10 protein-coding genes are annotated in these 11,963 nt (G+C 61.6%); 6 read left to right on the top strand and 4 right to left on the bottom strand.

What is annotated here, in order from left to right; all coding sequences use genetic code 11:
* Positions 1-32 precede the first annotated feature (32 nt).
* Genes RHEC894_RS30480 through RHEC894_RS30470 form a run of 3 tightly spaced genes read right to left on the bottom strand, consistent with a single transcriptional unit; the run spans position 33 to position 2,470 of the window.
* On the bottom strand, positions 33-908 hold the full coding sequence (locus RHEC894_RS30480) for an SMP-30/gluconolactonase/LRE family protein (protein ID WP_085740370.1): 876 nt from the start codon (positions 906-908) through the stop codon (positions 33-35).
* A complete protein-coding gene (locus RHEC894_RS30475) occupies positions 905-1,735 on the bottom strand; it encodes an NAD(P)-dependent oxidoreductase (RefSeq protein WP_085740369.1) in 831 nt (276 codons plus the stop codon). Before RHEC894_RS30475 ends, RHEC894_RS30480 begins: the two co-directional genes overlap by 4 nt.
* A gap of 21 nt (positions 1,736-1,756) precedes the next feature.
* Positions 1,757-2,470, bottom strand: a complete 714-nt coding sequence (locus tag RHEC894_RS30470; RefSeq protein ID WP_085740368.1) for a FadR/GntR family transcriptional regulator — start codon at positions 2,468-2,470, stop codon at positions 1,757-1,759.
* A 302-nt stretch (positions 2,471-2,772) separates the two neighbouring features.
* Between RHEC894_RS30470 and RHEC894_RS30465 the strand changes: the two genes are divergently transcribed.
* The 6 genes from RHEC894_RS30465 (at position 2,773) to RHEC894_RS30440 (ending at position 11,102) form a co-directional block, all read left to right on the top strand.
* Complete coding sequence (locus RHEC894_RS30465; RefSeq protein ID WP_085740367.1) at positions 2,773-4,713, top strand: ABC transporter substrate-binding protein; 1,941 nt, start codon at positions 2,773-2,775, stop codon at positions 4,711-4,713.
* Positions 4,714-4,832: 119 nt separating this feature from the next.
* Entirely contained in the window at positions 4,833-5,819 is a 987-nt protein-coding gene (locus RHEC894_RS30460) for an ABC transporter permease (RefSeq protein WP_085740648.1), read from the top strand.
* A 9-nt stretch (positions 5,820-5,828) separates the two neighbouring features.
* A complete protein-coding gene (locus RHEC894_RS30455; protein WP_085740366.1) occupies positions 5,829-6,950 on the top strand; it encodes an ABC transporter permease in 1,122 nt (373 codons plus the stop codon).
* 7 nt (positions 6,951-6,957) lie between these two features.
* Entirely contained in the window at positions 6,958-8,694 is a 1,737-nt protein-coding gene (locus RHEC894_RS30450; RefSeq protein WP_085740365.1) for an ABC transporter ATP-binding protein, read from the top strand.
* Positions 8,691-9,902 (top strand): mandelate racemase/muconate lactonizing enzyme family protein, encoded by a 1,212-nt coding sequence (locus RHEC894_RS30445; RefSeq protein WP_085740364.1) that lies wholly within the window; start codon positions 8,691-8,693, stop codon positions 9,900-9,902. Before RHEC894_RS30450 ends, RHEC894_RS30445 begins: the two co-directional genes overlap by 4 nt.
* Before the next feature lie 12 nt (positions 9,903-9,914).
* Positions 9,915-11,102, top strand: coding sequence for a galactarate dehydratase (locus RHEC894_RS30440; protein WP_085740647.1), 1,188 nt, complete (start codon positions 9,915-9,917; stop codon positions 11,100-11,102).
* Positions 11,103-11,555: 453 nt separating this feature from the next.
* On the opposite strand, the gene RHEC894_RS30435 is transcribed toward RHEC894_RS30440, so the two are convergent.
* Positions 11,556-11,909 carry a metalloregulator ArsR/SmtB family transcription factor gene (locus RHEC894_RS30435; protein WP_085740363.1) on the bottom strand — a complete coding sequence of 118 codons (354 nt, stop codon included), beginning with the start codon at positions 11,907-11,909 and terminating at the stop codon, positions 11,556-11,558.
* Positions 11,910-11,963: the final 54 nt, after the last annotated feature.

Below are 11,963 nucleotides of genomic sequence, written 5' to 3'. Positions count from 1 at the left end.
CTTTCCCCGTTTGCTTTCCATCCAAATGATCGTCATCCGAAGCGGAAGGGCGGCAGCCCCTCCGCATCCAAATCGAAGGCGATGACCGTGCCCGCCTCGAAACGGCCGGTGCGGTCCGTCGACAGGCTGGTGACGAAGAGGGTCCGGAGATCCGGCCCCCCGAAACACGGCATCGTCGGTGCCGGGATCGGCAGAATGTAAATCTCGACGATTTCGCCTTCGCGCGATATGCGGTTGAGGCGGCCGGCCGAGACGCCGGCGCTCCAGTAAAACCCGTCGCGATCGATGGCGGCTCCGTCCGGGCGCCCCTCATCTTCGGTGAAGCCGCGCAGGCGACGTCCTTCGCCGAGGCTGCCCGTCTCGGGATCGAAGTCGAATGCCTGCAGGAAACATTGGCGGCTGTCGGAGTGATACATCCGCCGGCCGTCCGGCGACCAGGCGAGGCCGTTGGAACTTGTCAGCCCCGTGGCGACGGTCCGCGTGCTGCCATCGGCCCCGACGCGGAAAAGTGCAGCGTCACTCACCTGCGGCTTGGCTTCGCTGATCGAGCCGACCCAGAAGCAGCCGTCGGGGCCGATTTTGCCGTCATTGAGGCGGCCATTCATATCGCGCCCGACCGGGTCGCACAAAAAATCGATATCGCCGGAGACAGGATCGAAGAGATGGACGCCCGTCTGGAGGCCGACGACGATCCTGTGATCGCGGCAAAGCCCGAGACAACCGATTGCGGCCGGCATGTCGAAGCGATCAATTTGTCCCGAGGCCGACAGCCGCACAACCGCCGGCGCCAGGATATCGACGAACCACAGCGTGCCGGTCTCATCGTCCCATACCGGCGATTCACCGACCGTCAGCGGTTGCTGGATCACGGAACGAATGTCCGGGCGGATGATCCGAGGCGCCGTCATTCAGCCGCCTCCAGGCTCTTGGCCAAACCTTCGGCGTCACGCATGCGGATGGTGCCGTCATGATTGATCTCGCAGAAGCCGCCGCCCTGGAACGCAAGCGCGACCGGCCCTTCCGATCCCTGTTCGATGCGGGCGTGATCGCGCGGCCGGTCCTGCGGCCGGTAGCCGAGCCTCGTCGCCAGATCGTTGTCCCACCATTTCTCGTCCGTATCGGAAACGCCATAGACGACTGTCGCGGCGATCAGCGGGTGAATGAGCCCGATCCGCACCAGTTGCGCCAGATCCCGCGCGCTGATCCAGATCGCAACCGATCGCTCGCTGTTGGGATAGGTGCCGGCATTGCCGATACGGATGGAAAGAGAGCGAATGCCCGAGGTGTCGTAGTAGAGCCCCGCCACCAGTTCGCCCCAGCATTTGGAAAGCCCGTATGGGCTGTCGGGGCGCATGGGATCGAGCGGCGAGATGATTTCTCCACGCGGATAGAAGCCGGTCGCATGGTTGCTCGATGCATAGACGACCCGCTGGACTCCGTTGGCTCGCGCGGCTTCGTAGAGATTGTAGGTTCCAAGCACATTTGCGTGCAGAATGGCATTCATGTCGATGCCGCTTGCGATGCCGGCGAGATGAACGACGCCGTCGATATGCTTCAATGCAGCCGTTGCCTCGTCAAGCTTTGTAAGATCGGCCCTTACGAACGTCTCGTTTTCGCCAAGCCCGGCAGGCTCCTGCAGATCGATCAGGCTGACGTATTCGGCGTGCGCGCGAAGCAGCGGGCGCAGCAGCGTTCCAACCCGTCCGGCAGCACCCGTCACAGCGATCCGTTTCATCGTTCTTCCTCCCATCCCCGCTCAAACGCCCTGGAACATGCGGGCGCGAGCATTCAGTATGTGTCTTTTCATGGCGTCATGGGCCTCGGTTTCGTTGCGCGCGAAGATCGCCTCGACGATCACCGCATGCTCATCCTGGACGCTGCGGATCTGCTCCGGCGTCCGTTTCAGGCTCAAGCTTCGCGTCACGGAATGCCCGATCGCGAAATGCGGCCTGAACCATTCGCGCACGGTGATATGGAACTGGTTGCCGGTCGCCATGGCGATGGCATCGTGCAGAGCCTGGTCCTGCTCGGCGCCGAGCTCTCCGTTGCGCAGACATTGTTCGATCGAAAGAAGTGCCGCCGTTATCCGCTCCCGGTCCTCCGGCTGCCAGTTTCGTGCGGCAAGCTCCGCAGCCTCCGCTTCGAGGCCGGCGCGGAATTCGAAAAAACGCTGGACATCGGCGAGTGATCCCACAGGCACCATTTTCAGCATCGACGAGTCCGGTCTTTGCCTGACATAGGAGCCGGAGCCCTTGCGTGAAACCACCAGGCCATCGGCCCTCAAGCGCTCGAGCGCTTCGCGCACGACGGGTCTTGAGGCGCCGAAATCAGCGGCGAGCTTCGTCTCCGACGGCAGCCGTTCGTTCACCGGAAAGTTGCCGTCGGCGATCATCCCCACGATCTTCTCGTAGATGATGTCGCTGAAGCGCGTTGCGCCTCTGTTCGAAACGGCGTCGACCTCAAATGTCATTATCGTCCTTTTCCTTGGAACGCTGCGGGCTCTTGCCGGCGCCGGCCGGTGATCTCGATGGCGGCGCACAGATTCTAACAGGTTGCCGCCTTTTGTTCGCTGCAGCCCTTATTTCGGGGCGTGAAATCCTGATGTCGATGTCGTATCGCTACGAAATTTGTAATTATCTGTCAACTCTTGTAATCATTTGGGAACGTGTCTATGGTTCGGTCCCAGCGCCGAGGAGGGCGCAGGCGGCAGGTCGGGAACCCGCCGCATCAGCCGGTTCAAAAATTGCACCGGCGTAGAAAGGGAGGAACTCGATGCCCAACGAAATACTGTCGCGTGGCGTTACCCGCCGCACTGTGCTTGGTGGCATGGCCGGCGTCGCTGCCTTGTCCATCGCTGGTCGCGTCTCCGCCGCCGCAGGTGGTGAAGCACCCGCGCTTGCACAGCTTGTGAAAGATGGAAAACTGCCGCCGCTCGCCGAGCGCCTGCCGAAAAAGCCGATGGTGGTGACGCCGTACGAGAAGGTCGGTACCTATGGCGGCTCGCTACGCCGCGGCCTTCGCGGTTCGTCGGACCATAACGGTATCCTGCGCATGGTCGGCAACCAGAGTCTCGTGCGCTGGAACCTCGATTTTACCGCCGTGCAGCCGAACCTTGCCGAGCGCTGGGAAGTCAGCGACGACGCAACGCAATTCACCTTCCATCTGATCGAAGGCGTGCGCTGGTCCGACGGTCATCCCTTTACCGCAGATGACGTCGTTTTCGCGATCGAAGACTGCGTCAAGAACACCGAGCTCTACAGCGCGACACCGGCGCAGCTTGCTGTCGCCGGCAAGCCGGTCACGGTCGAGAAGATCGACGATTATACCGTGAAGTTCACCTTTGCGGCGGCCAACGCGCTTTACCTGGAAAACCTCGCCACGCCGCTCGGCCAGCATCCGACGCTGTTCCCGAAGCATTACTGCAGCCAGTTCCTGCCGAAATACAATCCCAATATCGAGGCCGATGCGAAGAAGGCCGGCGTCACCAGCTGGACGGAGCTGTTCCGCAGCCGCTGCGGCGATATCGAGATCCCGACACGCTGGGGCAATGTCGACAAACCGACGCTCGACCCATGGGTTGTCAAGGAACCCTATGTCGGTGGCGCAACCCGCGTTGTCATGACCCGCAATCCTTATTTCTGGCAGGTCGACACGGCAGGCAACCAGCTTCCCTACATCGATGAGATCAATTTCGGCATCTCGCAGGATGTCGAATCGCTGATGCTGAACGTCATCTCCGGCAAGATCGATATCCAGGAACGTCACATCAGCGTGCTGGCCAACAAGCCGACGCTCTCTCAGAACATGCAGAAGGGCGACTATCGCCTGCTGGCGCTCGTGCCCTCGGCCTCGCAACAGTGCCAGATCTACTTCAACATCACCCACAAAGATCCTGCCATGCGCAAGATGTTTGCGGACAAGTCGTTCCGGCAGGCGCTGTCGATCGGCATCAATCGCCCGGAGCTCATCGATATCGTCTATTTCGGGCAGAGCGAGCCCTACCAGGCCGGGCCGCGTCCGAGCCATCCGTGGTATCACGAGAAATACGCGCGCCAGTTCACCGAATTTGACGCCGACAAGGCAGGCGCGATGCTCGATCAGGCCGGCTACAAGAAAGGCGGCGACGGCTTCCGCCTTCGTCCCGACGGTCAGAAGGTGTTCTTCTCGATCGACGTCATTCCGACGCTCTATCCCGATCTGGTCGACGCGCTGGAACTGGTCAAGACGCATTGGGCCCAGATCGGCATCGACATGAAGGTCAATACTATCGAACGGGCGCTCTATTACACCCGCGGCGACGACAATGCCCATGATGCGCAGGTGTGGCCGGGCCCCGGCGGTCTCGATCCGATGCTCGATCCGCGCGATTTCTTCGCCTTCCATCCGCAGGGCTCTCGTTACGCCATTCCATGGACGCTGTGGTACACCTCCAATGGTGCGCGCGGCGAAGAACCGCCGGAAAGCCAGAAGAAGCGCATGAAGCTCTTCGACGAGGCGCGTTCGACGGCCGATCTCGACAAGCGCGGTGCGGTCATGAAGCAGATCTTCGATATCGCCGCGGAGGAATTCGAGACCGTCGGGCTTTGCCTTGCCGTCGGCGGCTTCGGGATCATCCGCAACAATCTGCGCAATGTTCCCGAAAAGGAGCCGGATAGCTGGTCCTGGCCCAATCCGGGGCCTGCTCTGCCGCAGCAGTTCACCTTCACGAGCTGATTTTGATCGAGCGCCGTACCCACGGTACGGCGCTTTCTTCGGTTCGCCTTCCGAGACGCCTTGCCGGCTTCGACAGCCGACAGGGTCTGGTGGGCGGCGTTCAATGCAAGAGGCGCCCCATGCTGGTCTTTATCGCCAAACGCTTTCTATGGATGATTCCATCGCTTTTTGCCGTCAGCTTCCTCGCTTTCGTGCTGATCCAGCTGCCGCCGGGCGATTATGTTACCACCTATATCGCGACGCTGGCGGCCTCCAACGAGATCGTCGATCAGAACACGGCGGCGCAATTGCGCGAGCGCTTCGGCCTCGACGATCCGATGCTCATCCAATATTTCAAATGGATGTGGGGCATCCTCTCGCGCGGCGATTTCGGCATCTCCTTCGAGTGGCAGCAGCCGGTCTCCGATCTGATCTGGGAGCGCATGGCGCTGACCCTCGTCCTGGCTCTTTCGACACTGATCGCCACCTGGGCGATCGCCCTGCCGATCGGCGTCTTTTCCGCCGTGCGCAAATATTCGATCGGCGACTATTTCTTCACCGCATTCACATTTTTCGGCCTGGCCGTTCCGTCCTTCCTGCTGGCGCTGGTGCTGATGTATATCGCGGCGGTCGAATTCGGCCAGGATGTCGGCGGGCTGTTTTCGCCGCAATATGAGAATGCGCCCTGGAGCTTTGCCAAGATGGGCGATCTCTTCTCGCATCTCTGGCTTCCCGTCATCATCCTTGCCGTCTCCTCGACGGCGAGCCTCATCCGCGTCATGCGCGCGAACATGCTCGACGAACTGCCGAAGCCTTACGTGACCACGGCACGGGCAAAGGGCCTGTCGGAATTCCGGCTGCTGATGAAATACCCCATGATGATCGCGCTCAATCCGTTCATCTCGACGATTGCCTGGCTGCTGCCCAACCTCATCTCCGGCTCGGTCGTCGTCGCTATCGTCCTCAATCTGCCGACGGCCGCACCCTTGCTGCTGCAGGCGCTGATGGCCCAGGACATGTATCTGGCGGGCGCCTTCGTTCTGCTGATCTGCGCGCTGACGCTGATAGGCTCTTTGATCAGCGACATCCTGCTTGCGCTGGTCGATCCCCGCATCCGGTTGGAATAGGAGTCTGATATGGCCGACATCGCCGTTACAAACATTCAGCCGGACCGCGCGGCCGTCGCATCGCAGTGGCAACTGATCTGGTGGGCGTTTCGCCGCCACAAGCTGGCCATGGTGGCGCTCGTCGTCACCGTGATGATGTATATCGTCGCCCTGGTTCCCGGCTTCTTCGCCATCAACGATCCGAACCTGCAAAATGCGCGGGCAACCTTTCATCCGCCGCAGAGATTGCATCTGATCGATACTCAGAACGGGTTCTCCTTCGGCCCGCATTATTACCCGATGAAGCTCACCCGCGATCCGGAAACACTGGCCGCCATCTTCAAGGAAGACACGACCAAACGTGTCGACGTCCAGTTTTTCGGGCGCGGCTACGAATATTCCGTGTTCGGCCTCTTCAACACCAACATCCATCTGATCGCCTCGCCCGACAAGACGACGCCGCTGCTTCTGTTCGGCGCCGACCGGCTTGGGCGCGATGTCTTCAGCCGAACGGTGCAGGGTTCGCAGGTCTCGCTGTCGATCGGCCTTGTCGGCGTCTTTCTGTCGTTGATGCTCGGCATCGTGATCGGCGGTATCTCGGGATATTACGGCGGCCGCATCGATTTCTTCATGCAACGGCTGATCGATTTCGTGCTGTCGCTGCCGACGATCCCGATCTGGCTGGCGATGGCCGCGGCCCTACCGCAGGACTGGCCGGCGACGCTGCAATATATGATGATCACGATCATCCTGTCGCTGACCGGCTGGGCGCAACTCGCCCGCGTCGTTCGCGGACGTTTCCTATCGCTGCGCACCGAGGAGTTTGTCGCCGCCGCTAGGCTCGACGGCGTTCTCGAGGGGCGCATCATCTTTCGTCACATGCTGCCGAGCTTTGCCAGCCACATCATCGCATCGATCACGCTTGCTGTGCCGGCAATGATCCTTGCCGAAACGTCTCTTTCCTTCCTGGGGCTCGGGCTGCAGCCGCCGACGATCTCCTGGGGCGTGCTACTGCGCGAGGCCCAGAACATCCGCTCGATCGCCACGGCGCCCTGGCTCTTCATGCCGGGCTGTGCCGTCGTCGTCGCCGTCATGGCGCTCAACCTTCTCGGCGACGGCCTGCGCGACGCGGCCGACCCCTACAATAAATGAGGCCGGCATGACCGATATCGTTCCCATTGCCGGCAGGCCGCTGCTCCAGGTGAAAAACCTGACCGTCGAGTTCCCTCTGCGCACCGGCGTGTTTCGCGCCGTCAGCGATCTGTCTTTCTCGATCGAACCGGGCAAGACGCTCTGTGTCGTCGGCGAAAGCGGATCCGGCAAGTCGGTGACGGCGCGTTCGATCCTGCAGATCGTCGATGCGCCCGGCCGCATCGCCGCCGGATCGATCGTATTGAACGATCAACACGGCGGCTCGACCGATCTCACCAGCCTCAGTCCACGCGGGCGCCAGATTCGGGCGATCCGCGGCCGCGACATCGCGATGATCTTCCAGGAGCCGATGTCGTCGCTGTCGCCGATCCACACGGTCGGAAACCAGATCGTCGAGGCTCTTCGGCTGCACACCAGGATGAGCAAGGCAGAGGCGCGGGCCGAGGCCATCTCGCTGCTCAAGCAGGTTGAGATTCCCTCACCGGAAAAAGCCCTGGATCGATATGCCTTCCAATATTCCGGCGGCATGCGCCAGCGCGCGATGATTGCCATGGCGCTCGCCTGCAAACCACAGCTGCTGATCGCCGACGAGCCGACCACGGCGCTCGACGTGACGACACAGGCCGAAATTCTCGACCTGATCGCCCGGTTGCAAAAAGCCAACGGCATGGCTGTTCTCTTCATCACGCATGATATGGGCGTCGTGGCGCAGATCGCCGACGATGTGCTCGTCATGCATCACGGTGTTGCCAAAGAATACGGTCCGGTCGAGCAGATCTTTCATGCGCCGCAAGACGACTATACCCGCATGCTGATCGGCTCGGTGCTGAAGCTGGAGCAGAAGGCCGAGATCCGCCTGGCGCGCCCGCCGCTCGACAGAACCAAAGCGCCGATCCTCGAACTGCGCAACGTGTCGATGGACTTCGGCGAGGTGAAAGCGCTGAACGACGTCTCCATTTCGCTTCTGCCGGGCGAAACGCTCGGTATCGTCGGCGAAAGTGGATCCGGCAAGACGACGATGGGCCGCTCGATCATGCGGCTGCTCGATCCCACGGCAGGCGAAATCCTCTATCGCAACGCCAGCGGCGACATCATCGATCTGGCAACGGCAAAAGGCCAGACGCTGGCCGCCGCACGGCGGGAGTTGCGCATGGTGTTTCAGGATCCGTTCGGCTCGCTCAATCCGCGCATGACCGTATCCCAGATCATCGGCGAACCGTTGCTGGTCAACGGCATTGCCAAGGGGCGGGTGCTGGATGAGCGCGTTTGCCATCTGATGGAGCAGGTCGGCCTCGATCCCAGGGCGCGCGAACGTTACCCGCATGCATTCTCCGGCGGTCAGCGCCAGCGCATCGGTATTGCCCGCGCCATTACGCTCAATCCGCGTGTCATCGTTGCCGACGAGGCGACCTCGGCGCTTGACGTCTCGGTGCGCTCGCAGGTGCTCGATCTCCTGATGCGCCTGCAGGACGAACTCGGCCTTGCCTATATCTTCATCAGCCATGACATCGGCGTCATCCGCTACATGTGCGATCGTGTCGGCGTCATGTACAAAGGCCAGCTCGTCGAAATCGGCGAGGCGGAGCAGGTCTGCCGCACACCCGAGCACGCCTACACCCAGGCGCTGATATCGGCGATCCCGCGCCCCGATCCGCGCGACCGAGATCATTCCAGACGTTTCCGCTACGTCGCGCCCGATCATCCGAAGCCCGACAATCTGAAGAATGGAAGTTCTCAGAGATGAAAATCACCGGAATCCGCACGTTTCTCATGCAAGTCGGTCAGCCCGATCCTTCGAACTGGGCTTCCGATCATCGTCCGGGCGGCGCGGCCTCCAAGCAGTTCGGAGGCACCCGGAACTGGCTCTTTCTGAAGATCGATACTGACGAGGGCATCACCGGCATCGGCGAGTGCTCGGGCTGGCCGCGTGTCGTCGAGACGGCGATCCATGATCTTGCGGCTCTCCTCATCGGCGAGGATCCGGCCCATATCGAACGGTTGTGGCAGAAGATGCATGTCGCGATGATGGGCCATGGCATGCTCGGAACGGTCGGCGGCGGTGCGATGACCGGCATCGATATGGCGCTCTGGGACATCAAGGGCAAGGCGCTCGGCGTGCCGGTCTGGATGCTGCTCGGCGGCAAGGTGCGTGATCGGATCCCGATCTATTCGCATGCGAATACGCCCGAACGGGCGCTTGCGCTCAAGGAGCGCGGCATCAAGGCGATCAAGTGCGGCGGCGTCGCCGACCCGGTCTGCAAGGTCGCAGCACTCCGCGATGCCGTCGGCGACGATATGGATATCGCCATCGATCTGCATGGGCCACCGTGGCTGACGCCCGCGGATGCCTGCCGGCTGGTGCGGGCGCTCGAACCCTATGAACTGATGTGGGTGGAAGATCCGATCGCACCGGAGAATATCGACGGCTACCGTCGCATTCGCGACGCCGCTTACGTGCCGCTTGCGGCCGGCGAGCGCTCGGCGACCATCTTCGGGGAGCGCGAACTCATCGAGAAGGAACTGGTCGACGTAATCCAGCCGGACACCGGCCGGGCCGGCGGCATCACCCAGATGAAGAAGATCGCCGCCATGGCCGAAGCCCATCATATCCAGATGGCGCCGCATTCGGGCTCGCTCGGGCCGGTGGCGGAATATGCAGCCTTGCATCTGTTGGCAGCGATCCCCAACGCCCTCATTCTCGAGCGCCTCGACGACGACTGGGACGGCCGCCGCCAGACGATCGTGCCGCATCCGCAGCAGGTCGATGGCCTGATCGCCGTTCCCGATGGCCCGGGGCTCGGCTGCGATATCGACGAGGAATTCGTCGCGCGCTTCCCGAGCGGCGGCAATGTCTCGGTGCCGCAAGCCGCCGGCGCCTACAATCCCGGAACCGACAACGAGCATGTCTACGTGCAGACGCGCGTGGCGCGCCGCAGCTATTTCAATCGCTAGAAGGACAGAATGATGAAGATCGACCGCATGCGGGTTTTCATGACCCGCGATAAGGACCGTCCGCGCGTAATCGTCGCGCTCGACACCGATGACGGGCTGACGGGCTGGGGCGAATGCTACAATCACGGCCCCGACAAGGCGCTGCCGCCGCTGCTCGACTATCTCTACGGATTTATTTCAGGCCAGGACCCGACGCGCGTCGAGTATCTCGTCAATTTGCTGATCCAGCAAAGCCGCTTCCCCCCAGGCGCGCTCGGCCTTGCCGCGATCTCCGCGCTCGACCATTGCCTGTGGGATCTCGCGGCCAAGGCAGCGAACGTCCCGGTCTACAAGCTGCTCGGCGGCGAGGTGCGCGACCGCATCAAAGTCTATGCCGGGGTCTACACCGCGCCGGATGCGCCGGCGGCTCGCGACGAATTCGATCGTCTGAAGGAGGGATGGGGCTTCACCGCCTTCAAGCTCAGCCCCTGGCGGATCGACATGCATTCCAATCGCTGGGGCAATGTCGTCAAAGCTTCGGCGGATTATTTCCGTTCGCTGCGCGAAACGGTCAACGACGAATACGAGATCGCTTTCGACGCGCATGCCAAGATTTTCGAGCCGGTCGCCGCGCGTCAGCTCGGCAATGCGTTGGCCCCCTACGATCCGCTGTTTTTCGAGGAGCCGCTACGGCCCGAGAATATCGAGGCCTGGGGCGACCTGAAACAGGGTCTCAACTGCACGCTGGCGACCGGCGAGTCGCTTTACAACAGAAACGAGTTCCTGCGGCTGCTGCAGGTCAAGGGCGCCGATCTCATCCAACCGGATATCTGCGTCGTCGGCGGCATCAGCGAAATGCGCCGCATTGCCACGCTCGCCGAGGCCTTCTTCGTCGGCGTTGCGCCGCACAATCCGATGGGACCGCTTGCAACGGCGGTCAACGTGCATTTTTCGGCCGCGGCGCAGAATTTCCGCATCCTCGAATACCGGCTGCCGAAGGGGCAAGCCTATGTCTATGGTGGTCTCGATATCGAGAAGCGTGAAGGGGAAACCCGCTACGTCGTCGATCCCTATCTGCCGAAGGACGGTTATCTGGAACTGCGGCCCGACCGGCCCGGCTGGGGCGTTGAAATGGACGAGAAGGCAATGGAGGATGAAGGTTACATCCATTGGCAGCGGCGCGTGCCGAAGCGTCCGGACGGCTCTTACGCCTTCGCCTGATCCGCTGAAAAACGGGACCGGCGGTTGCCCGCATGGAAGCGGCCGGTCCTGCAGCAAAAAAGGTGGGAGCCGGACAGGTGGGACGCTCGCCTGCCAATTCGTCGGCCACAGGGTGAAACCGAAAAAACCCCTGTGTTCATCATCCCTGTCGCGTTCGGTTAACACGGCTCACGCCCCGAACCTCCCAGAATCCGCGCAGTTCGCCCAGTCATACGGCCGGAGCGTGCTTAGCAAACCAAAGCCTATGTCTGCCTGCCGGTTTTTCTGGGAGAATTGCCGGCATGGCATTCGTGCCGTCAATGCGCATCGGCATGCGGTCAGCCGGATTCCGCCCGCACGCCTGCAGTCCCGATACCAAAGCTCAGGCGCCCCGATACTTCCCGATAATAGCAAGCAGAAGCATGGCTCGCTGACCTTGCCCCTGATTCAGCGGCAGTACCTTCCCCATTTGCCTCAGGCGTTCACGGTTCGGACACGTTCCACTATTGTACGAGGATGCGATCCGAAAATGTCGGCGAGCGTGTCGAGCATCACCCTGGCAGCTCTCGATTGAAGTGAATAATAGATCGTCTGGGCAGCCCTTCGCGTCTGCACGAGTTCCTGTTCCCGAAGAATTGCCAAATGCTGGGAAGTCGAAGATTGGCTCAATCCTACTTCGTCAGCCAGGACGGTCACGGACATTTCTCCTGCGCTCAACAGATGCAGAATGTGAAGCCGTTTGGCATTCCCCAGGGCCGACAGGAATGTTGCTTCGTTGCCGAAGGCGTCGGTTTCAGGGGAAGGCGCGGCGGACGATAGATTGTTCAAGGCGTGATCTCCTTTGGGGAATCAAAGCCGGGCACCTGATCATATCCCCGAGCT

The sequence above is a fragment of the Rhizobium sp. CIAT894 genome (assembly GCF_000172795.2).
GTDB lineage: Bacteria > Pseudomonadota > Alphaproteobacteria > Rhizobiales > Rhizobiaceae > Rhizobium.
The sequence above is the reverse complement of the archived record's forward strand: the minus strand, read 5'-3'. Positions and strand labels throughout refer to the sequence as shown.